This window comes from Enterobacter cloacae complex sp. P24RS (assembly GCF_014982165.1).
Taxonomy (GTDB): domain Bacteria; phylum Pseudomonadota; class Gammaproteobacteria; order Enterobacterales; family Enterobacteriaceae; genus Enterobacter; species Enterobacter quasihormaechei.
In genome coordinates this window covers 19,914-41,402 of the sequence record NZ_JADCKU010000023.1, presented here as the reverse complement: position 1 = coordinate 41,402, position 21,489 = coordinate 19,914, and the positions used below count along the sequence as shown (strand labels likewise).

The 21,489-nt window shown below is 57.9% G+C and carries 18 protein-coding genes; 9 read left to right on the top strand and 9 right to left on the bottom strand.

What is annotated here, in order from left to right:
• Positions 1-57: 57 nt before the first annotated feature.
• The 3 genes from INF58_RS19555 to INF58_RS19545 are packed head-to-tail and all read right to left on the bottom strand — an operon-like array spanning position 58 to position 1,767.
• Positions 58-255 (bottom strand): YpfN family protein, encoded by a 198-nt coding sequence (locus tag INF58_RS19555; RefSeq protein ID WP_193528334.1) that lies wholly within the window; start codon positions 253-255, stop codon positions 58-60.
• A gap of 24 nt (positions 256-279) precedes the next feature.
• Complete coding sequence (gene dapE, locus INF58_RS19550; RefSeq protein WP_063450476.1) at positions 280-1,407, bottom strand: succinyl-diaminopimelate desuccinylase; 1,128 nt, start codon at positions 1,405-1,407, stop codon at positions 280-282.
• A gap of 3 nt (positions 1,408-1,410) precedes the next feature.
• Positions 1,411-1,767: an ArsC family reductase gene (locus tag INF58_RS19545; protein WP_063450475.1), complete on the bottom strand. Its 357-nt coding sequence runs from the start codon at positions 1,765-1,767 to the stop codon at positions 1,411-1,413.
• 387 nt (positions 1,768-2,154) lie between these two features.
• Here INF58_RS19545 and ypfM point away from each other — a divergent pair, with 387 nt between their 5' ends.
• Complete coding sequence (gene ypfM / locus INF58_RS19540) at positions 2,155-2,214, top strand: protein YpfM (protein WP_102751470.1); 60 nt, start codon at positions 2,155-2,157, stop codon at positions 2,212-2,214.
• Between the two features lie 109 nt (positions 2,215-2,323).
• Here ypfM and acrD read toward each other — a convergent pair whose 3' ends face one another.
• Positions 2,324-5,437: a multidrug efflux RND transporter permease AcrD gene (gene acrD, locus INF58_RS19535; protein ID WP_193528333.1), complete on the bottom strand. Its 3,114-nt coding sequence runs from the start codon at positions 5,435-5,437 to the stop codon at positions 2,324-2,326.
• Positions 5,438-5,578: 141 nt separating this feature from the next.
• Complete coding sequence (narQ, locus tag INF58_RS19530) at positions 5,579-7,273, bottom strand: nitrate/nitrite two-component system sensor histidine kinase NarQ (protein ID WP_193528332.1); 1,695 nt, start codon at positions 7,271-7,273, stop codon at positions 5,579-5,581.
• 152 nt (positions 7,274-7,425) lie between these two features.
• Here narQ and aegA point away from each other — a divergent pair, with 152 nt between their 5' ends.
• The 3 genes from aegA to INF58_RS19515 all read left to right on the top strand — a co-directional run bounded on the left by aegA (position 7,426) and on the right by INF58_RS19515 (position 11,214).
• Entirely contained in the window at positions 7,426-9,402 is a 1,977-nt protein-coding gene (aegA, locus tag INF58_RS19525) for a formate-dependent uric acid utilization protein AegA (protein WP_193528331.1), read from the top strand.
• 67 nt (positions 9,403-9,469) lie between these two features.
• Complete coding sequence (gene nudK, locus INF58_RS19520; protein WP_107533464.1) at positions 9,470-10,060, top strand: GDP-mannose pyrophosphatase NudK; 591 nt, start codon at positions 9,470-9,472, stop codon at positions 10,058-10,060.
• A 110-nt stretch (positions 10,061-10,170) separates the two neighbouring features.
• Complete coding sequence (locus INF58_RS19515; RefSeq protein WP_107533463.1) at positions 10,171-11,214, top strand: DUF1176 domain-containing protein; 1,044 nt, start codon at positions 10,171-10,173, stop codon at positions 11,212-11,214.
• Positions 11,215-11,295: 81 nt separating this feature from the next.
• Here INF58_RS19515 and tkt read toward each other — a convergent pair whose 3' ends face one another.
• Positions 11,296-13,284 (bottom strand): transketolase, encoded by a 1,989-nt coding sequence (tkt, locus tag INF58_RS19510; RefSeq protein ID WP_193528330.1) that lies wholly within the window; start codon positions 13,282-13,284, stop codon positions 11,296-11,298.
• A 19-nt stretch (positions 13,285-13,303) separates the two neighbouring features.
• Positions 13,304-14,254, bottom strand: a complete 951-nt coding sequence (gene tal / locus INF58_RS19505; protein WP_193528329.1) for a transaldolase — start codon at positions 14,252-14,254, stop codon at positions 13,304-13,306.
• Between the two features lie 286 nt (positions 14,255-14,540).
• On the opposite strand from tal, the gene maeB reads away from it, so the two are divergent.
• A complete protein-coding gene (gene maeB / locus INF58_RS19500) occupies positions 14,541-16,820 on the top strand; it encodes an NADP-dependent oxaloacetate-decarboxylating malate dehydrogenase (RefSeq protein WP_063450467.1) in 2,280 nt (759 codons plus the stop codon).
• Positions 16,821-16,884: 64 nt separating this feature from the next.
• Here the strand turns inward: maeB and hemF are convergent, their stop codons facing one another.
• Together hemF and amiA are read right to left on the bottom strand one after the other, a co-directional pair.
• Entirely contained in the window at positions 16,885-17,784 is a 900-nt protein-coding gene (gene hemF / locus INF58_RS19495) for an oxygen-dependent coproporphyrinogen oxidase (protein ID WP_063868087.1), read from the bottom strand.
• Positions 17,784-18,659, bottom strand: a complete 876-nt coding sequence (gene amiA / locus INF58_RS19490) for an N-acetylmuramoyl-L-alanine amidase AmiA (protein ID WP_023314619.1) — start codon at positions 18,657-18,659, stop codon at positions 17,784-17,786. Before amiA ends, hemF begins: the two co-directional genes overlap by 1 nt.
• 212 nt (positions 18,660-18,871) lie before the next feature.
• Here amiA and INF58_RS19485 point away from each other — a divergent pair, with 212 nt between their 5' ends.
• The 4 genes from INF58_RS19485 (at position 18,872) to INF58_RS19470 (ending at position 21,364) form a co-directional block, all read left to right on the top strand.
• Positions 18,872-19,297, top strand: a complete 426-nt coding sequence (locus tag INF58_RS19485) for a GNAT family acetyltransferase (protein WP_003861292.1) — start codon at positions 18,872-18,874, stop codon at positions 19,295-19,297.
• Positions 19,284-19,733, top strand: coding sequence for a DUF2919 domain-containing protein (locus INF58_RS19480; RefSeq protein WP_107533460.1), 450 nt, complete (start codon positions 19,284-19,286; stop codon positions 19,731-19,733). The genes INF58_RS19485 and INF58_RS19480 overlap by 14 nt, the downstream gene beginning before the upstream one ends.
• Positions 19,734-19,796: 63 nt before the next feature.
• Positions 19,797-20,372, top strand: coding sequence for an RpoE-regulated lipoprotein (locus INF58_RS19475; RefSeq protein ID WP_193036657.1), 576 nt, complete (start codon positions 19,797-19,799; stop codon positions 20,370-20,372).
• A 92-nt stretch (positions 20,373-20,464) separates the two neighbouring features.
• Entirely contained in the window at positions 20,465-21,364 is a 900-nt protein-coding gene (locus INF58_RS19470) for a Dyp-type peroxidase (RefSeq protein ID WP_063450462.1), read from the top strand.
• Positions 21,365-21,489: the final 125 nt, after the last annotated feature.

Here is a 21,489-nt window from a genome sequence, read left to right as displayed (position 1 = left end):
CTCACCCCCAGCCCCTCTCCCCTTTGGGGAGAGGGTCAGGGTGAGGGGTGTGCACAATTACTTCTTCTGGTCCTTCTTCGGCCAGTCGTCTTCATCGTCCCACTTGTCGTTAAAAACACGATGTGGCGGAAGATCCGGCTTGTTGGCAAGGAACTTCTTATGGTCAACGCGCTTGAGATCTTTGATCACGTTAAGCAGCACGCCTACCAAAAACACCAACACCAGAATCCACCAGTACTTTGAAAGCCAGTCCATTCGCTAATCCTCTGTAAGCACCCGTCAGGCGACGAGCTGCTCCATAATACGTTGATACATGCGGGCCAGCAGTTGTAAATCCGCTGCGTTCACACACTCGTTGATTTTGTGAATCGTCGCGTTAACCGGGCCCAGTTCGACAACCTGTGCACCCATGCGGGCGATAAAGCGTCCGTCAGACGTGCCGCCCGTTGTCAGCAGCTGTGGCTTAATCTCATTATAGTGCGCTATGGCGTTCACCACCGCATCCACCAGTTTACCGCGCTGCGTCAGGAACGGCTGCCCGGAAAGCCACCAGTCAATGGTATAGCGCAGCTGATATTTCTCCAGCAGCGCAACCACGCGTGCTTTGATCGTTTCGTCGGTCAGCTCGGTGCTGAAGCGGAAGTTAAACTGGACGAAGAGATCGCCGGGAATGACGTTGTTACTGCCGGTGCCGGCCTTGATGTTGGCAATCTGCATGCTGGTGGGCGGGAAGAATTCGTTACCTTTGTCCCACTCAATGCCCACCAGCTCGTTCAGCATCGGCGCTGCGCGGTGTACCGGGTTATCCGCCAGGTGAGGATAGGCAACGTGGCCCTGAACGCCATGTAGGGTCAAATTACAGGTCAGGGAGCCACGGCGGCCATTTTTCACTACGTCGCCCACCACTTCGGTACTGGACGGTTCGCCCACCAGGCAGTAGTCCAGGCGTTCGTTGCGCGCCATCAGCGCCTCAACGACCTTCACGGTGCCGTTGTGGGCGCTGGCTTCTTCATCAGAGGTGATGAGAAACGCAAGACGGTTTTTATGATTTGGATGCTGGGCAACGAAGCGCTCTGCCGCCACAACCATCGCGGCCAGGGAACCTTTCATGTCCGCCGCGCCGCGTCCAAACAGCATACCGTCGCGGATGGTCGGCTCAAAAGGCGGGTTGATCCAGCGGTCTGCGTCACCCGCAGGAACCACGTCGGTATGTCCGGCAAACGCCAGCGTCTCCCCCTGACCGCGCCAGGCCCAGAAGTTCTGCGTATCGCCAAAATCCATGGGTTCCACGGTAAAACCGATGGCACGCAGGCGCTCAATCATTAGTGCCTGACAACCTGCGTCGTCCGGGCTAAGGGAAGGACGGCGAATAAGCTGCTGAGTCAGCTCAATGACCGGGCATGACATAGACTACACCTCAACGAAAAAATCTGAATAAAGGGTTTCACTGAAACCCAGCAGCATAGGCCGACCTGGCTTGCAGAGCAATGGGCGTTTAATGATTGCCGGCATTTCAAGCATCAGTTTGGCGGCGCTGTCAGCGTCATCGATTGTGGCCCGGAGAGCTTCATCCAGCTTACGCCAGGTGGTTCCGCGCGTATTCAGCAGCGCTTCCCAGCCCAGCTCGTTGATGGCGGAATGGAGAAACGCCGGGTCAAGCCCGTCGGCACGGTAATCGTGAAAGCGATAGTCAATGCTGTGGGCTTCCAGCCAGCGGCGGGCTTTTTTGATCGTGTCGCAATTCTTAATGCCGTACATCACAACCATGGTGAATCCTTTTGTTCTTTTGTGGATTAAATGTTCAATATTTTCGAAGATATATCCTTAAGTGGAATATACCACATTCGGAATTTTTCGTGATTTACAATTCTCCATAATTCAACGAACAGTTGTAAGCTGAATAGTCTTTCATCTTTTAAGCATAGTTGTCCATCCTGTTTAAATAACCAATAAACTCAGAGGGAAATTTAAAATGCTGTCATTTTTCTGACTATTTCAAAATATTGCTGTAGGTCACATAAAATTTATCCGGCAACGCTCATAGTGATCTTAAACCCACCCACATAGCGGGGCGCAATCACAGCAATCGGATAAAGTGGCTTCACAATGATGATACGTTTTCGTAGAATGCGCATAATAATAAGAGAGGTTGTTATGATTGAACGTGAAATGGGGAACTGGAAAGATTTTATCGAAGGCATGCTTCGTAAATAAATTCCGGTCAGAATTGCAAGAGCACTTAATTAACTAAAATAACCATAGTGTGAAAACATCACACAATAAAAAAGGCGGCCGATAAAGCCGCCTTTTTTATTTCAACGGGTTATTCCGGCTTATCCTTCAGCGGGAAACGGCGGCGTACCAGCACGAAGAACAGCGGGACGAAATATATCGCCAGAATCGTCGCGGAAATCATTCCCCCCATGACGCCCGTTCCCACCGCGTGCTGGCTGCTGGAGCCTGCGCCGGAGCTGGTGGCCATCGGCAGGACGCCGAACACAAACGCCAGAGACGTCATCAGGATCGGGCGCAGGCGCTGGCGGCAGGCGTGCAGCGTGGCGGCCATCAGCTCGTGGCCTTTGGCGTTCATCTCGTTGGCAAATTCGACGATCAGAATGGCGTTTTTCGCCGACAATCCGATAACGGTGAGGAGCCCGACCTGGAAATAGACATCGTTTTCCAGGCCGCGCATCCAGGTGGCCAGCAGCGCGCCGATAACCCCGAGCGGCACCACCAGCATCACCGAGAACGGCACTGACCAGCTCTCATACAGCGCCGCCAGGCAGAGGAAGACCACCAGCAGCGAAAGAGCATACAGGGCAGGCGCCTGCGCACCGGAAAGCCGTTCCTGGTAGGACATCGCCGTCCACTCCAGGCCAAAGCCGGTCGGCAATTGCTGCACCAGCTTTTCCATAATGTCCATTGCAGTACCGGTACTGACGCCCGGCGCGGCTTCCCCGACAATCTCCAGCGCCGAATAGCCGTTATAGCGCTCCAGACGCGGCGATCCGGTCTCCCAGCGCGACGTTGCGAACGCCGAGAACGGCACCATACCGCCGGTGTTATTGCGCACATACCAGCGGTTAATATCGTCCGGCAGCATGCGGTATTTGGCGGCGGACTGAACGTAGACCTTCTTCACGCGGCCGCGATCCATAAAGTCATTTACGTAGCTTGAGCCCCATGCCGTTTGCAGGGTGTCGTTAATGTCGTCGATGGAGACGCCCAGCGCCTGCGCTTTACGCTGGTCAATATCCACCTGGAGCTGAGGGCTGTCATCCAGACCGTTATGACGAACGCGCGTAAGCTGCGGATCGTTCCCGGCCAGCTCCAGCAGTTTATCGCGAGCCGCCATTAACGCGTCGTGCCCGGCTCCCGCGTGGTCCTGAAGCTCCATATCAAACCCGGCTGAACTACCCAGACCGCTGATGGCGGGCGGGCTGCTGGCGAAAACGCGCGCTTCCTTGATTTTGTTGAACGCTTTGGTTGCGCGCTCAATGATGGCAAAGGAGGAGCCGGTTTCGCTGTCGCGCTGATCCCAGTCTTTCAGGCGCACAAACATGCGCGCCACGTTTTGCCCGTTACCGCCAGGGCCAGAGCCGACGGTAGAGAAAACGGAGACCACGTTATCTTTTTCCTGGATATGGAAGTAGTTCTCAACCTTTTCTACCACCTTCAGGGTTTGCTGTTGGGTCGAGCCGCTCGGTAACTGCACGGAGGTGATAAACATGCCGCGATCTTCCAGCGGCAGGAAGGAGGTGGGCAGCCGCAGGAATAAGAAGACCATGCCGCCAAGCAGCAGGACATACACCACCATCCAGCGCATGCTGCGGTGCAGCACCTTGCCCACGCCCGCTTCATAGCGCGCCGCATTACGGTTGAACATGCGGTTAAACCAGCCGAAAAAGCCTTTTTGACCGTGATGCTCACCCTTGTGCAGCGGCTTGAGCAGCGTCGCACAAAGGGCAGGGGTGAGGATCATCGCCACCAGCACCGAGAGCACCATCGCGGAGACGATGGTGATCGAGAACTGGCGATAAATCGCGCCCGTGGTGCCGCCAAAAAAAGCCATCGGGATAAATACCGCCGACAGCACCATGGCGATACCGACCAGCGCACCCTGAATTTGCCCCATTGACTTGCGCGTGGCCTCGCGGGGCGAAAGCCCTTCCTCGCTCATAATGCGCTCGACGTTTTCCACCACCACGATGGCATCATCCACCAGCAGGCCGATGGCCAGCACCATGGCGAACATGGTCAGGGTGTTGATGCTGTAGCCAAAGGCATACAGCACCGCAAAGGTTCCCAGCAGCACCACCGGCACCGCAATGGTGGGGATCAGCGTGGCGCGAAAGTTTTGCAGGAACAGGTACATCACGAGGAACACCAGCGCGATGGCTTCGAGCAGGGTTTTCACCACGTCTTCGATAGAGGCCTTAACGAACGAGGTGGTTTCGTAGGCGACTTTATACTCCAGGCCGTGCGGGAAGTAGTGCGACAGCTCGTCCAGACGATCTAATACCAGCTGCGCGGTCGCCATTTCGTTGGCACCGGAGGCCAGCTTCACCCCTAATCCGGACGCGGCATTGCCGTTAAAACGGCTCAGGTAGTCATATTTTTCCGCCCCCATTTCCACGGTGGCGACATCACCCAGACGCACTTCCGACCCGTCCTGATTCACGCGCAGCGTGATATTGCGGAACTGTTCAGGCGTCTGGAGCAGCGACTGGGAGTTGATGGTGGCGTTAAGCGCCTGGTTATCCACGGAGGGCGTACCGCCCAGCTGCCCCACGGCAATCTGTGCGTTCTGCGATTCGATAGCGTCGGTGACATCCTTGGCGGTCATCTGCACGCTGTTCAGCTTGTTGGGATCCAGCCAGATGCGCATGGAATACTGCGAGCCGTAGGCGTCGATATCGCCCACGCCGTTGATGCGGCTGAGCGGATCCTGGATATTACTGGCGACGTAGTCCGCGATGTCCTGTTTATCCATCGAGCCGTCGGTTGAGACGAACGCGATGGTCAAAATATTGGTGTCACCGGTTTTACGCACGGTCACCCCCTGGTTCTGCACCGCCTGAGGCAGTTTGCGCAGGGCGGATTGCAGCTGGTTTTGCACCTGCTGTACCGCTTCATCCGGATCCGTGCCCGCCGTAAAGCTCAGGGTGACCGTCGCCTGGCCCGTGGCGCTGCTCTGCGAGGACATGTACATCAGGTTATCGAGACCCGTCATGTTCTGCTCGATAACCTGCGTGACGGTATTTTCCAGCGTCTGCGCCGAGGCGCCAGGGTAGTTCGCCGTGATACGCACGTTGGGGGGCGCGAGGTCGGGGTATTGCTCAACGGGAAGTGATGTAATCGCCAGGACACCCGTCAGACACAACAGGATTGCAAGCACCCAGGCAAAAATGGGGCGATCGATGAAAAAATTCGCCATGAAAAAGTGACCTCGTTATGCAGCACGTCATTATTGTATATTGCCCGCAACACTGTAGCGGGAAGGCGCAGGCCAAACGTGGAGAAATAAAGGAGATAATGTAAATTATCATGCGCTTTTTTCAGCGCGCCTGCTTTCTCGCTATTTTTCAGCCCGATCCGCAGGCGTCCGGAACGTTACGCTGACCTGCGTACCACCCTGCGGCGGCTGGGAAAAGCCCAGCGTCCCGCCGAGCCGTCCCGCGCGTTCGCGCATGATGTTCAGACCATAATGCCCCGGCGGTTCACTGGCGTCGCCGATGCCAATACCGTTGTCGCGGATAGTGACCGTGTGCATGCCGTCCGCAGCGGTGACGCAGCTGACGAGGATCTCGCTCGCGTCGGCATGTTTAATCGCATTCAGCACCGCCTCACGCACAATCTGTAAGAGGTGCACCTGTTTTTGCGCGTCCAGCGCCAGGGACGAGAGACGGCAGTCGAGCACCAGTTTCGCCCTGGTCTGGCTTTGCAGCCCGTCAAGAGACTCCTGTAGCGCGGCAGGAAGATTGGCGTGATTGAGCGTCAGACGGAAGGTGGTGAGCAGTTCGCGTAGCTGATGCCAGGCGTTATTCAGCTCGCGGGAGAAATCCGTAATGATGGTCTGTGCGGGGGCATTGTCGCCCGGCACGGCATGCTTCAGCAGCGTAAGCTGAATACGCAAATAAGAGAGCACCTGCGCCAGCGAATCGTGCAGCTCGCGGGCGATGGTGGCGCGCTCCTCCATCAGCAGCAGTTGCTGATAGTGCTTCTGCGCCTGATTGAAATAGAGCCCCCGGCCCAGCATCGTCGCCACGCTTTCCATTAGCGGCAGGGGCACATCGCCCGTAGTGCTTTGCCAGCGCAGTTCGCCGTACAGGGTATCCTGCATTAACACCGGTAACGTGTGCATCTTCTCGCCCGGTGTTTCCTGCCCTTCGCACAGCCGCCAGTCGTCGCTGGTGCGCAATTGCAGATAATTCATCTGCGTATATTCATGCACAATCTGCAACATATGTCGGAAGCAGTGGCTGTCTATCTGCCCGGTATTCAGCGCCTGCGAGCATTTGAACAGCATGTCGAGTTGCTGATGCGCTTCATTCAGATGGCGGGTTTTTTCGGCAACGGACTGCTCAAGGGAACGATACAGGGTGTGCAGTTCTGCCGACATATGGTTGAAGGCACGGGAAAGCTGGCCCAGTTCGTTAGGCAGCGCGGTATCCGGCGCGGGGGTATCGAATTGCCCCTGTTCGATACGCTCGCTCGCCGCCACCAGATTATTCAGCGGCAGCACCACCTGACGCCGGATCCGCCGCAGGGTTAATAGCGCCAGCAGCAAAATGCCCAGCCCGCCGGTCAGCGACATGAAAATGACCAGCTGAATTTTATGTTCGGTGTAGTGCTGAAGCGCCAGCACAAAGGCATCTATGCGGCCAACGAAATCCTCAATGTGGTTCTGATACCACCCGGTGTCGCCGCTGGCGATGCGCTTATCCATCTCCTGCCAGGCAAGGTGGAGCTGCCGGTAACGCTGCTTGACGTCCTCCGGCACATACCAGCGGTTTAACTTCTGCAACGCAGGTGCGCTCAGGGTTTTCTGCCAGACCGCACGGTGTTCTGCCAGCGACGGGCTGGCGCGCTGCATCTCGTAGCCCAGGCGGTAGCTCTGCATGCGCAGCGATCCGGCGATGTTAATCGCCTCGGCGTCACGCTGGCTGCTGGCGAGCGTGACCAGCGCAATGGCGCTGATTAACACGGACAATACAATCATCGAAAAGAAAGCCCGAGCCAGGCTTCCCGAAACGGGGCGTTTAACGGTCACTCATCAGCTTCCTGAATAAAATTGATCTGCCACAGGTTCACTGGAAATAGTTCGGCTTCCTGGGCATTTGAACATTGCGTCGCCATGCCGCTGTGGGTAAATACGATAACAATAGAAAGAATAAGGTTATTGAACCAAAAACAGGTGTAGTTATGAATCGTTTTATTATGGTCAACGGTCAGGAGTGTATCGGTTGTCGCGCCTGCGAAGTCGCCTGTGTGATGGCGCACAACGGGGAACAGCACGTACTGAGCGAGCGCCATTTTCATCCCCGCATTACGGTCCTTACCTCCGCTACCCGCACTAGCCCCGTCACCTGTCACCACTGCGAAAACGCGCCTTGCGCGCAAAGCTGCCCGAACGGCGCTATCACGCAACACAGCGACAGCGTACAGGTGAATCAACAAAAATGCATTGGCTGTAAAGCCTGCGTGGTGGCCTGTCCGTTTGGCACGATGGACTTGCTGGTCACCCCGCTGGAGAACGACCGCGTGAAGGCCTCGGCGCATAAATGCGACCTCTGCCTGGAAAGGCCGCAGGGGCCGGCCTGCGTCGAAAACTGCCCGGCAAACGTGCTCACGCTGGCTACCCCGGCGGTGCTGGAGAACCTGGCGAAGTCACGGCGCGAGCGCAGTGCAAGGCTGGACGCGCAGCCGTGGCACAGCGAAGCGGTTCAGGCAGAATGCCCGCAAACCAAACGGCAGCAGAGGCAAAATACCCCGGCGCGCGGTGAACCGGACAAGCTCAGCCCCGACGCGCGCGCCCGCCATTTTAACGAGATCTCCCTGCCGTTTCGCCCGGAACAGGCGCACCGCGAGGCATCCCGGTGCCTGAAATGCGGCGAGCACAGCATTTGCGAGTGGACCTGCCCGCTGCATAACCACATTCCGCAGTGGATTGAACGGGTCAGGGCGGGGGACATCGTCGGCGCGGCCGAGCTTTCTCATCAGACTAACTGTTTACCGGAAATTACCGGGCGCGTCTGTCCACAGGATCGTTTATGTGAAGGGGCCTGCACCCTGCGGGATGCGTCGGGTGCGGTGACCATTGGCAATATCGAACGGTATATCTCGGATCGGGCGCTGGCGACGGGCTGGATGCCGGACGTCAGCCACGTTATGCCGGTCGGTCAGCGCGTCGCCATCATCGGTGCCGGTCCGGCAGGGCTGGCCTGCGCCGACGTACTGGTGCGCAGCGGCGTCGAGGTCACGGTCTACGACCGTCATCCGGAAATCGGCGGCTTGCTCACCTTCGGCATTCCGGCCTTCAAGCTGGATAAATCCCTGTTAGCGCGGCGCAGAGAGATATTCAGCGCGATGGGTATCCGCTTCGAGCTGAACTGCGAAGTGGGGAAAGACGTGTCGATGGCACAGCTGCAAAACGACTACGATGCCGTTTTCCTCGGCGTCGGGACCTACCGCTCCATGAAAGCCGGTATTCCCCATGAGGACGCGCCGGGCGTGTATGACGCGCTGCCGTTTTTAGTGGCGAACACGCGGAACGTAATGGGTCTTGAGCCCGTCGCTGACGCGCCGTTTATCGACACCCAGGGGTTGAACGTGGTGGTGCTGGGCGGGGGCGATACGGCGATGGACTGCGTGCGTACCGCGCTTCGACACGGCGCGGCGAAGGTGACCTGCGCCTATCGGCGGGACGAGGCCAACATGCCGGGCTCCAAAAAAGAGGTTAAAAACGCGAAAGAAGAGGGCGCGGCGTTTGAATTTAACGTTCAGCCGGTTGAGCTTGCGCTGGATGCCGACGGCAAGGTCAACGGCATTCGAATGCTGCGCACCGCGCTGGGCGAGCCGGACGCGCAGGGGCGGCGGCGGCCTGTTCCGGTGGCGGGCAGCGAGTTTGTGATGCCTGCTGATGCGGTCATCATGGCGTTCGGGTTTACTCCGCACGCCATGCCGTGGCTTCAGGCACAGGGCGTCGACACCGACGATCGGGGGCGTATCAGGGCGTCCGTTGAGAGCCGTTATCGCTACCAGACCTCGAATCCGCAGATTTTTGCCGGCGGCGATGCGGTGCGCGGTGCGGATCTGGTGGTCACCGCGATGGCGGAAGGGCGCCACGCCGCACAGGGGATCATGGACTGGCTTGGCGTGCCGCCGCGCAGCATGCATTAACGCCGATGGGCGACAAAGCGGGCTTCACGGCGTAGTATAAACAGACTCATTTTGCCGTGGAGCCCGTATGTCCCTGAACATTAGCGTTATTAAAGACAAAATCCTTTCTGAAAATTACTTTGTCCTGCGTAACATCACTTACGATCTGACCCGCAAGAACGGGGACGTTATTCGCCACAAACGCGAAGTCTACGACCGGGGCAACGGGGCAACCATTCTGCTGTATAACCGTGAAAAGCAGAGCGTGGTGCTGATCCGCCAGTTTCGCATCGCCACGTGGGTCAATGGCAACGCGGACGGACGTCTGATTGAAACCTGCGCAGGCCTGCTTGATGACGATGAGCCGGAAGTGTGTATCCGCAAAGAGGCCATTGAGGAGACGGGTTTTGAAGTGGGTGCGGTGCAAAAAGTCTTTGAGCTTTTCATGTCCCCTGGCGGCGTCACCGAGCTGGTCCACTTCTTCATTGCGGAATACACCGATGCCCAGCGCACGCACCGGGGCGGCGGCGTGGATGACGAAGACATTGAAGTCCTGGAGATGCCTTTTGCTCAGGCTGTCGACATGGTGAAACGCGGCGAGATCCGCGACGGTAAAGCGGTGATCCTGTTGCAGTATCTGCAAACCAGCGGGCTGATGAGCGCTGCGCCGCAAGCGTGATAAGTTGTATTTCAGATAAATCTATCCGATAAATCCGATTGAGCCAGCCCGTCCAGGGCACGAAGATACGCCCCAGATTGACCTTTTCGTTTTCCGGGGCTGTGCCATTCATGCGCTACTGCGTTTTTCTTCTCTTCTTCATTTGCGTGCTTCCTGCGCCTCTGGCGTGGGCTGCACCTGCGCAGCAGTCTTTTTCTGACTGGCAGGTTACCTGCAACAACCAGAATTTCTGCGTGGCGCGAAACACCGGCGAGCATCGCGGTCTGGTCATGACGCTGAGCCGCAGCGCGGGAGCCAAAACGGACGCCAGCCTGCGCATCGATCTCGGCGGGCTTTCTGCGCCTCCGGTGAAAGAGCCTGACATCGCCCCGCGCCTGCTGCTCGACAATGTTCCGCTTACGCTCACGTCGAAGCACTGGCAGTTAACCCCCTGGCACCTTAAAACAGACGATACGGGCACCATCACCACGTTTCTCAAAACCATTCAGGAAGGTCAGGCGCTGACCCTGCGCGGCGGGAAGCAGACGATCTCCCTGGCCGGTCTGAAAGCTGCGCTGCTGTTTATCGACGCCCAGCAAAAACGCGTCGGCAGCGAAACGGCATGGATTAAAAAAGGGGACAGTCCACCGCTGAGCGTGCCGCCTGCGCCCGCCTTAAAAAAGGTGGCCGTGGTGAACCCGACGCCAACGCCGCTGACCCATCGCGAACTGAACGATCTGCTGGATTACGGTACCTGGCGCATGAACCATAGCCAGTGCTCCCTCGATCCGAACCGACGCGAAGTGCGCGTTACCGCGTTGACCGATGACAAAGCGCTGATGATCATCAGCTGTGAGGCGGGGGCGTACAATACCGTCGATCTGGCGTGGCTGGTGTCGCGTAAAAAACCCTTTGCGGCCAGGAGCGTGAAATTGCGCCTGCCGTTTACCCCGTCCAGCCAGAGTAGCGACATGGAGCTGATGAATGCCAGCTTCGATGAAAAAACGCGCGAGCTGACGACGCTGGCGCTGGGACGCGGGATTGGCGACTGTGGGATCCAGACCCGCTGGCGTTTTAACGGCCAGCGTTTCCGCCTGGTGCGCTACGCGGAAGAGCCAAGCTGTGATAACTGGAATGGGCCAGATGCCTGGCCCACGCTGTGGATCACGAGGTAGTTTTGCCGGGTGGCGCTGTCGCTCACCCGGCCTACGTTTTGGCGATTTGTAGGCAGCCGCCACCCGGCAATGCAGATCGCACTACAGCACGCTCAGCGCTTTCTCCACTACGTTCTCAACGGTAAAGCCGAAGTACGGGAACAGCTTATCGGCAGGGGCGGACTCGCCGTAGCCCCGCATGCCCACAATCGCCCCTTTCAGCCCCACGTACTTATACCAGTAGTCGGCAATACCCGCCTCCACCGCCACGCGCGCTGCAACGTTCGAAGGCAGCACCGATTCCCGGTACGCCTCATCCTGCGCATCAAAGATATCCGTTGAAGGCAGAGAAACGACGCGCACGGCGTGACCTTCGGCGGTCAGCTTCTCCGCCGCTTTCACGGTGATTTCCACTTCGGAACCGGTGGCAATCAGGATCACGTCCGGCTTGCCGCCGCTGTCTTTCAGAATGTATCCACCGCGGGCGATATTTTTCACCTGCTCTGGCGTGCGCTCAATCTGCGCCAGGTTCTGGCGCGACAGGATCAGCGCCGTAGGGCCGTTATGGCGCTCAACGGCCAGCTTCCAGCCTACAGCCGCTTCAACCTGATCGCACGGACGCCAGGTGCTGAAGTTTGGCGTTAACCGCAGGCTCGCCAGCTGCTCTACCGCCTGGTGCGTCGGGCCATCTTCACCCAGCCCGATGGAGTCGTGGGTATACACCATGATCTGCCGTGCTTTCATCAGTGCCGCCATACGCGCCGCGTTACGGGCATATTCGACAAACATCAGGAACGTGGCGGTGTACGGCACGAAGCCGCCATGGTGGGCGATGCCGTTGGCAATGGCGGTCATCCCGAACTCGCGCACGCCATAGTGGATGTAGTTCCCGGCAATGTCTTCCTTCAGGGATTTAGAGCCGGACCAGATGGTGAGGTTGCTTGGCGCCAGGTCCGCCGAGCCGCCCAGCAGTTCGGGCAGGATCGGGCCAATGGCGTTCAGGGTATTCTGCGACGCCTTACGGGTGGCGATTTTCGCCGGGTTGGATTGCAGGTTCTCAATCAGGGCCTGGGTTTTTTCTTCCCAGTCCTCCGGCAGGCCGCCGCTCATGCGGCGGGTAAACTCGGCGGCCAGCTCCGGGTGCGCTTTTTTGTAGGCGGCAAATTTTTCGTTCCACGCGTGCTGCGCTTTTTCACCGTCCTCGCGCGCATCCCAGGCTCTGTAGATCTCTTTTGGGATCTCAAAGGCCGGGTGTTTCCAGCCGAGTTTCTGACGGGTCAGCGCCACTTCCTCTTCGCCCAGCGCCGCGCCGTGCGCCTCTTCTTTGCCCGCCTTGTTCGGCGAGCCGAAGCCGATGGTGGTGCGGCAAATAATCAGGGACGGTTTATCCTTGACGCTCTGCGCTTCCTGAATCGCTTTTTTCACCGCTTCCGGATCGTGGCCGTCGATCTCGTGCACCACGTGCCAGTGATAGGCCTCGAAGCGCTTCGCCGTGTCGTCGGTAAACCAGCCCTCGGTTTCTCCGTCAATGGAGATGCCGTTGTGATCGTAGAAGCCAATCAGCTTGCCCAGCCCCAGCGTGCCCGCCAGAGAGCAGACCTCGTGGGAGATCCCCTCCATCAGACAGCCGTCGCCCATAAAGACGTAGGTGAAGTGATCGACAATCTCGTGGTCGGGCTGGTTGAACTGCGCGGCCAGCGTACGTTCGGCAATTGCCAGGCCGACGGCGTTCGCCAGCCCCTGGCCCAGCGGTCCGGTGGTCGTTTCAACGCCCGGCGTGTAGCCAATTTCCGGGTGGCCCGGCGTTTTGGAGTGCAGCTGGCGGAAGTTTTTTAACTCCTCAAGCGGCAGGTCGTAGCCGGAAAGGTGCAGCAGGCTGTAGAGCAGCATTGAGGCGTGACCGTTGGAGAGAATAAAACGGTCCCGGTCATACCAGGTCGGGTCAGTGGGGTTGTGCTTCAGAAAGTCGTTCCACAGCACTTCAGCGATATCAGCCATCCCCATGGGGGCGCCAGGGTGGCCGGAATTGGCTTTTTGTACGGCATCCATGCTGAGGGCGCGAATGGCGTTGGCGAGCTCTTTACGGGACATAGTTCACTCCGTGGCAAGGTTAAAGTTTGGCGGCAAGAAGATCTTCGAGTTTGCGCTGGTCGACGGCGAACTGACGGATGCCGTCCGCCAGTTTTTCCACGGCCATTGGATCCTGATTGTGCTCCCAGCGGAATTCCGCTTCGGTCATGGCTTTCGGTTTTGGCAGCACGGTAGAGGTTGGCACCAGCTTGCGGATCACCGTCTCTTCGCTCTCCTGTAGCTTTTTCAGCAGGTCAGGGGAGATGGTCAGGCGGTCGCAGCCCGCGAGCGCGAGGATCTGCTCGGTGCGGCGGAAGCTGGCCCCCATCACGATGGTTTCATAGCGGTGCTGCTTGTAATAGTCGTAGATATTACGCACCGATTTCACGCCCGGATCTTCGTCCACCACGTACGGATCCATCGGCTGTTTCGCCTGATACCAGTCGTAGATACGTCCGACAAACGGGGAGATCAGGAACACGCCCGCTTCGGCACAGGCACGCGCCTGGGCAAACGAGAACAGCAGCGTCAGGTTGCAGTGGATCCCCTCTTTTTCCAGCACTTCTGCCGCGCGGATACCTTCCCAGGTGGACGCAAGCTTAATCAGAATGCGCGATTTATCGATTCCCTGCTCCTGGTAGAGCTCCACCAGGCGGCGAGCCTTGTTAATGCTCTTTTCCTGGTCGAACGAGAGCCGGGCGTCCACTTCGGTGGAGACGCGTCCCGGAATGCTTTTAAGAATTTCCGCACCGATATTGACCGCCAGCTTGTCGCTGGCTTCGGCGACCTGTTGCTCCTGCGTTTTCCCGCGCTGTTTGCCGTAGGCAAGGGCGTCATCAATCAGATGACTGAAGTGCGCAAGCCCCGCCGCCTTGAGCAGCAGCGAGGGGTTGGTGGTCGCGTCTTCCGGCTGATAGTGACGAATCGACTCGATGTCGCCGCTGTCTGCAACCACGGTGGTAAATTGTTTGATGCCGTCTAGCTGGTTCATAATTACTCCTTGGAAATAAAAGAGTTAGTCGAGTGCGTTAGTTCACACTTCTGAGAAAATCATGATGGACTTAACAAAAAAGCATAGCAGACGGGGGAGGCATTGCCTTCTGAGACGGGTAACATGGCTGTTATAAATTGATAACAATTTTTATTCTGCAATGGTGAGAGTTTGGCAGCCTTCAAAGTTTAGGAGCCTGCCTGCGGCGATACTATGCGGCACACCAGGGTGTGCACAGGACCGTCGACATCACCCTTTTTGACCGAAACGTGAAAGGAATAACAAGATGGATGATCAGTTAAAACAAAGCGCTCTCGATTTTCACGAGTTTCCTGTTCCGGGTAAAATCCAGGTTTCCCCTACCAAACCGCTGGCGACCCAGCGCGATCTGGCGCTGGCCTACTCGCCGGGCGTGGCTGCCCCGTGCCTTGAAATCGAAAAAGATCCGCTGGCAGCCTACAAATACACCGCGCGCGGCAACCTGGTGGCGGTGATCTCTAACGGTACGGCGGTGCTGGGGTTAGGGAATATCGGCGCGCTGGCCGGTAAGCCGGTGATGGAAGGCAAGGGCGTGCTGTTTAAGAAATTTGCCGGTATCGACGTATTCGATATTGAAGTGGACGAGCTGGATCCGGATAAATTTATCAACGTGGTGGCGGCGCTGGAGCCGACCTTCGGCGGCATCAACCTGGAAGATATCAAAGCGCCGGAATGTTTCTATATCGAGCAGAAGCTGCGCGAGCGTATGAACATTCCTGTGTTCCATGACGACCAGCACGGCACGGCGATTATCAGTACCGCCGCCATTCTCAACGGCCTGCGCGTGGTGGAGAAAAATCTCTCCGACGTGCGCATGGTGGTGTCCGGCGCGGGCGCCGCGGCCATCGCCTGTATGAACCTGCTGGTGGCGCTGGGGATGCAGAAACACAACATCGTGGTCTGCGACTCCAAGGGCGTGATTTACAAAGACCGCGAGCCGAACATGGCGGAAACCAAGGCGGCGTACGCGGTTGAAGACGACGGCAAGCGCACGCTTGAGGACGTGATTGACGGCGCGGATATCTTCCTCGGCTGTTCAGGCCCGAAAGTGCTGACCCAGGAGATGGTGCAGAAGATGGCGCGCGCGCCAATGATCCTGGCGCTGGCAAACCCGGAGCCGGAAATTCTGCCGCCGCTGGCGAAGGCGGTGCGTGAAGACGCCATCATCTGCACCGGCCGTTCGGACTATCCGAACCAGGTGAACAACGTGCTCTGCTTCCCGTTCATCTTCCGCGGCGCGCTGGACGTGGGCGCCACGGCGATCAACGAAGAGATGAAGCTGGCCGCCGTTCACGCCATCGCGGAGCTGGCGCACGCCGAACAGAGCGAAGTGGTCGCCTCCGCCTATGGCGATCAGGATCTCAGCTTCGGTCCGGACTACATCATTCCAAAACCGTTTGACCCGCGTCTGATCGTGAAGATCGCGCCAGCGGTGGCCAAAGCGGCGATGGACTCCGGCGTAGCGACGCGTCCTATTGACGATTTCGATGCCTACGTCGATAAGCTCACCGAGTTCGTCTACAAAACCAACCTGTTTATGAAGCCGATCTTCTCCCAGGCGCGCGCCGACGCGAAGCGCGTGGTGCTGGCGGAAGGGGAGGAGGCGCGCGTGCTGCACGCCACGCAGGAGCTGATCACTTTAGGGCTGGCGAAACCGATCCTGATTGGTCGTCCGAGCGTGATCGAGATGCGTATTCAGAAGCTGGGCCTGCAAATTAAACCGGGCGTGGACTTTGAGATCGTTAACAACGAATCCGATCCGCGCTTCAAAGAGTACTGGAACGAATACTATTCGATCATGAAGCGTCGCGGGATCACCCAGGAGCAGGCGCAGCGGGCGGTGATCAGCAATACCACGGTGATCGGCGCGATCATGGTACACCGCGGTGAGGCGGATGCGCTGATCTGCGGCACCATCGGTGAATATCACGAGCATTTCAGCGTGGTGCAGGAGATCTTCGGCTATCGCGAGGGCGTCCATACTGCCGGAGCTATGAACGCGCTGCTGCTGCCGAGCGGTAACACCTTTATCGCCGATACCTACGTTAACGACGATCCAACCCCGGACGAACTGGCGGAGATCACCGTGATGGCGGCGGAAACCGTGCGCCGCTTTGGTATCGAACCGAAAGTGGCGCTGCTGTCGCACTCTAACTTCGGATCATCCAAATCCGCTGCGGCGTGCAAGATGCGCCAGACGCTGGAGCTGGTGCGCGAACGCGCGCCGGAGCTGATGATTGACGGCGAGATGCACGGCGATGCCGCGCTGGTGGAGAGCATTCGTAACGAGCGCATGCCGGACAGCCCGCTGAAAGGCTCGGCGAACGTGCTGATCATGCCGAACGTGGAAGCGGCGCGTATCAGCTACAACCTGCTGCGCGTATCGAGTTCTGAAGGGGTGACCGTAGGGCCGGTACTGATGGGGGTGTCAAAACCGGTGCATGTGTTAACGCCGATTGCCTCCGTGCGTCGTATCGTGAACATGGTGGCACTGGCGGTAGTTGAGGCGCAGACGCAGCCGCTGTAAGGGCGCGTTTGCTTACCCGACCTACGGATTGAGTAGGCCGGATAAGCGCAGCGCCATCCGGCAGTTAAATCCAGTCGCGTACTTTAAGGAACTCACTCAAGGCAGCCTCCGGGCTGCCTTCTTTTGGCGCGTAGCTGTATTCCCAGCGCACCAGCGGCGGCATCGACATCAGAATGGACTCCGTGCGTCCACCGGTTTGCAGGCCAAACAGCGTCCCGCGATCCCACACCAGGTTGAACTCTACGTAGCGCCCGCGGCGGTAAAGCTGGAACTCACGTTCGCGCACCCCGTAATCGGTATTTTTGCGGCGTTCGACAATCGGCAGATAGGCGTCGGTAAAGCCTTCACCCACCGCGCGCATAAAGCTGAACGCGGTATCAAAATCTGGGGTATTCAGATCGTCAAAGAACAGCCCGCCGATGCCGCGCTGCTCGTCGCGGTGCTTCAGATAGAAATAGTCATCGCACCACTTTTTGTATTTCGGGTAAACGTCTTCGCCAAACGGCAGGCAGAGGTCGCGCGCGGTGGTGTGCCAGTGCACGGCGTCCTCTTCAAAGCCGTAATAGGGAGTCATGTCAAAACCGCCGCCAAACCACCAGACCGGATCGGCTCCCGGTTTTTCCGCGATGAAAAAGCGCACGTTGGCGTGACTGGTCGGCACAAACGGGTTATGCGGATGCACCACCAGCGAGACGCCCATCGCCTCGAAGCTGCGCCCCGCCAGCTCGGGCCGATGCGCCGTAGCGGATGCCGGCATTGCCTCGCCGTGTACATGGGAGAAGTTGACGCCGGCCTGTTCAAAAATGCCGCCGTTACGCAGCACGCGGCTGCGCCCGCCGCCGCCCGCGTCGCGCTGCCAGGCGTCTTCCTGAAATTCACCGCCGTCTGCGGCGGTCAGTTTCTGGCAAATTTCATCCTGCAACTGCATCAGGAAGGTTTTGACCAGCTGTGCATTGGGTTTCATCAACGTTTCCTGGAGTGCGCTTTTTGGTTATCGAACCAGTTGAAATAACTGATGACCCCGGAGGCGATGGCGTTCGCGATCTTCTGACGAAACGCCTTAGTGCCGAGCAGGCGCTCTTCTTCCGGGTTGGTAATGAACGAGGTTTCAACCAGCACGGACGGAATGGACGGGGACTTCAGTACCACAAACGCGGCCTGCTCGGTGCTTTTACTGTGCAGACGGTGCACGGGCTTGATCCGCTTGAGGATATGCGAGCCGAGCGTCAGGCTGTTTTTGATGGTGTCCGTCTGCACAAGGTCGAACAGCACCTGCTGCAACAGATGATCTTTGTCGGTCGCTTTTTTACCGGCCACTTCATCCGCGCGGTTTTCGCGGTCGGAAAGGTATTTCGCCATGGCGCTACTGGCGCCGCGGTTGGAGAGCGCAAACACCGACGCGCCGGCGGCGGAAGGGTTTGTGAAACCATCCGCGTGAATGGACATAAACAGGTCGGCGCCGTGCTTGTGGGCAATTTCCACGCGGTCGTACAGCGGAATAAACGTGTCGCCCGTGCGCGTCAGGCGGGCGTCAATACCGTTGCTGCGTAAAATTGCGCGCACATTTTTTGCAATTGCCAGCACGACGTGTTTTTCTTTCGAACCGTTTCGGCCAATGGCGCCGGTGTCGATCCCGCCGTGGCCCGGATCGAGCATGACCAGACGCTTTGCGCCGGCTTTTTTGGTTTTCGGCTTGCTGTGTCCGTTACTGGTTTTAAGCGTGCTCTCTTCTTTTGCCTGAGCCTGCTTTGCGATGCCCGTTAACGTTAAGGCCGCCAGCCCCGCTTTGAGAACCTGACGACGCGATGTGAGTGCTTTTAATGGTTTGAATGTGCTCATGCGGCCTGAATACTAAAAAATGAGGTCCTGGTGTTATATCGTATCGTGTTTACCGTTACGACAGTCCTTATTGAGAATTGTTTTACTTTTCATTTCAATACGTGACAAAGTGACATTATGCCAAATTTTTAGACGATTTTCGCTGGTTATTGGCTAAACGCGGCGTTCACGCCATAATCACTGTTTTTAAACCCGAAAAGGCGGTTAATACCATGGAGATACGCGTTTTTCGCCAGGAAGATTTCGAAGAGGTGATCACCCTTTGGGAGCGCTGCGATCTGCTGCGTCCGTGGAACGATCCGGAAATGGATATCGAACGCAAGGTGAATCACGACGTCAGTCTGTTTCTGGTCGCGGAGGTCAACGGCGAGGTGGTTGGGACGGTGATGGGCGGATATGACGGCCACCGCGGGTCGGCCTACTATCTGGGCGTACACCCGGAATATCGCGCGCGCGGCATCGCCAATGCGCTGCTTAACCGTCTGGAAAAGAAGCTGATCGCCCGTGGCTGCCCGAAAATCCAGATTATGGTCCGGGAAGATAACGACGTGGTGCTGGGCATGTATGAACGTCTGGGCTACGAGCACGCGGACGTGCTGACGCTGGGTAAGCGCTTGATCGAAGATGAAGAGTACTGAGTTCCACCCCGGCGACTATGATGTTCACGGTCGTCTGCGTCTGCCTTTTTTGTTCTGGTGCGTTCTGCTGTTGCAGGCCAGAACCTGGGTGCTGTTCGTGATGGCTGGCGCGTCGCGCGGGCAGGGCGATACGTTACTGAATCTCTTTTATCCCGATCACGATGCGTTCTGGCTGGGGTTGCTGCCCGGCGTACCGGCGGTCCTGGCATTTCTGTGCAGCGGACGGCGGCAGGCCATTCCGCGCGTCTGGCGCGCGCTTCGCTGGCTGCTGATCCTGGCGCAGGTTGTGCTCCTGGTCTGGCAACCCGTGCTCTGGCTGTACGGCGAGCCGCTTTCCGGTATCGGAATTGCGCTGGTGGTAGCGGATATTGTCGCGCTGCTGTGGTTACTCACTAACCCCCGTTTACGCGCCTGTTTTACGCAAGAGTCAGATTAACACGGCACTTTTTGCCGATACCGCACTCCAACAAGCGTTGATTTACTACGTAAGGACGTCTCAATGAAATCGCTGCGTTTACTTTTATGCGCTCTCCCGCTGGCGTTAACCGGCTGTTCCACGCTCTCCTCCATCAACTGGTCTGCGGCCTATCCGTGGAACTGGTTTGGCTCCTCAATGGAAGTGACCGAGCAGGGCGTGGGCAACATCACCGCCTCGACGGCACTGGATCAGGACGCTATTCAGGATGCCATCGGCGGTGATTATCGCCTGCGCAGCGGCATGAAAACCGAGAACGGCAACATCGTGCGCTATTTCGAAGCGTTGAAAGACGACAAGGTGGCGATGGTCATTAACGGCGATAAAGGAACGGTAACCCGCATCGCGGTGATGGATGAAGCTATTCCAGCCTCGGGTGGCGTGAAGGTGGGAACGCCGTTTGGCGAACTCTATCAGAAAGCGTTTGGCCACTGCGCCAGCGCGCCGTCGGATGACAGCGTCGCGGTTGAGTGTAAGGCCGAAGGCAGCCAGCACATCAGCTACGTTTTCAGCGGCACCTGGAACGGTCCGGAAGGGTTAATGCCGTCTGACGACACCCTGAAAAAGTGGAAAGTGAGCAAAATTATCTGGAAGCAGTAATTTGCGCCTGAGCAAACCGCCTCGCTGAAATCCGGGTATAATAGCCGCCATCAATGCCACGCTGTCGTGGCATCTTTTTTTCAGGAGGAGCGATGTCTCAGGTTCAGAGTGGCATTTTGCCAGAACATTGCCGCGCGGCGATTTGGATTGAAGCCAACGTCAACGGGGACGTGGATGCCCTGCGCGGGGCCAGCAAAATTTTCGTTGATAAACTGGCCACCTTCCAGGCCAAATTCCCGGAAGCCCATCTGGGCGCGGTAGTGGCCTTCGGCAACACCGTCTGGCGTCAGCTGAGCGGCGGCGAAGGCGCGGAAGAGCTGAAGGACTTCATTCCTTATGGTAAAGGTCTCGCGCCAGCCACCCAGTACGACGTGCTGATCCACATTCTCTCCCTGCGCCACGACGTGAACTTCTCCGTCGCTCAGGCAGCAATTGAGGCTTTTGGTGACAGCATTAACGTGCAGGAAGAAATCCACGGTTTCCGCTGGGTGGAAGAACGCGATTTAAGCGGCTTCGTCGACGGTACCGAAAACCCGGCCGGGGAAGAGACGCGTCGCGACGTGGCTGTTATCAAGGACGGCGTGGACGCGGGCGGCAGCTATGTGTTTGTCCAGCGCTGGGAGCACAACCTCAAGCAGCTTAACCGCATGAGCGTGCATGACCAGGAGATGATGATTGGCCGCACCAAAGACGCCAATGAAGAGATTGATGGCGATGCGCGTCCGGTGACGTCCCACCTGACCCGCGTTGATCTTAAAGAAGACGGTAAGGGGCTGAAGATTGTTCGCCAGAGCCTGCCGTACGGCACCGCAAGCGGTACGCATGGCCTGTACTTCTGCGCCTACTGCGCGCGCCTCTATAACATTGAACAGCAGCTGCTGAGCATGTTTGGCGATACCGACGGCAAGCGCGACGCCATGCTGCGCTTCACCCGCCCGGTCACCGGCGGCTACTACTTTGCGCCGTCCGTTGAGCGCCTGCTGGCGCTGTAAAACGCACTCCACATATAGGCCGGGTAAGCGTTAGCGCCACCCGGCAATTTCTCCCGCACCCCTTATTCCCTTTTCTGCTTCCAAATCACCAAACGGTATATAAAACCGTTACTCCTTTAGACTCC

Excerpts from the sequence above, each read along its gene's own strand:
- acrD (WP_193528333.1), bottom strand. The coding sequence starts at position 5,437 with ATGGCGAATTTTTTCATCGATCGCCCCATTTTTGCCTGGGTGCTTGCA.
- nudK (WP_107533464.1), top strand. The coding sequence starts at position 9,470 with ATGTCCCTGAACATTAGCGTTATTAAAGACAAAATCCTTTCTGAAAAT.
- hemF (WP_063868087.1), bottom strand. The coding sequence starts at position 17,784 with ATGAAACCCAATGCACAGCTGGTCAAAACCTTCCTGATGCAGTTGCAG.
- INF58_RS19480 (WP_107533460.1), top strand. The coding sequence starts at position 19,284 with ATGAAGAGTACTGAGTTCCACCCCGGCGACTATGATGTTCACGGTCGT.
- INF58_RS19545 (WP_063450475.1), bottom strand. The coding sequence starts at position 1,767 with ATGGTTGTGATGTACGGCATTAAGAATTGCGACACGATCAAAAAAGCC.
- INF58_RS19515 (WP_107533463.1), top strand. The coding sequence starts at position 10,171 with ATGCGCTACTGCGTTTTTCTTCTCTTCTTCATTTGCGTGCTTCCTGCG.
- maeB (WP_063450467.1), top strand. The coding sequence starts at position 14,541 with ATGGATGATCAGTTAAAACAAAGCGCTCTCGATTTTCACGAGTTTCCT.
- INF58_RS19555 (WP_193528334.1), bottom strand. The coding sequence starts at position 255 with ATGGACTGGCTTTCAAAGTACTGGTGGATTCTGGTGTTGGTGTTTTTG.
- tkt (WP_193528330.1), bottom strand. The coding sequence starts at position 13,284 with ATGTCCCGTAAAGAGCTCGCCAACGCCATTCGCGCCCTCAGCATGGAT.
- aegA (WP_193528331.1), top strand. The coding sequence starts at position 7,426 with ATGAATCGTTTTATTATGGTCAACGGTCAGGAGTGTATCGGTTGTCGC.
- INF58_RS19485 (WP_003861292.1), top strand. The coding sequence starts at position 18,872 with ATGGAGATACGCGTTTTTCGCCAGGAAGATTTCGAAGAGGTGATCACC.
- INF58_RS19475 (WP_193036657.1), top strand. The coding sequence starts at position 19,797 with ATGAAATCGCTGCGTTTACTTTTATGCGCTCTCCCGCTGGCGTTAACC.
- INF58_RS19470 (WP_063450462.1), top strand. The coding sequence starts at position 20,465 with ATGTCTCAGGTTCAGAGTGGCATTTTGCCAGAACATTGCCGCGCGGCG.
- amiA (WP_023314619.1), bottom strand. The coding sequence starts at position 18,659 with ATGAGCACATTCAAACCATTAAAAGCACTCACATCGCGTCGTCAGGTT.
- tal (WP_193528329.1), bottom strand. The coding sequence starts at position 14,254 with ATGAACCAGCTAGACGGCATCAAACAATTTACCACCGTGGTTGCAGAC.
- dapE (WP_063450476.1), bottom strand. The coding sequence starts at position 1,407 with ATGTCATGCCCGGTCATTGAGCTGACTCAGCAGCTTATTCGCCGTCCT.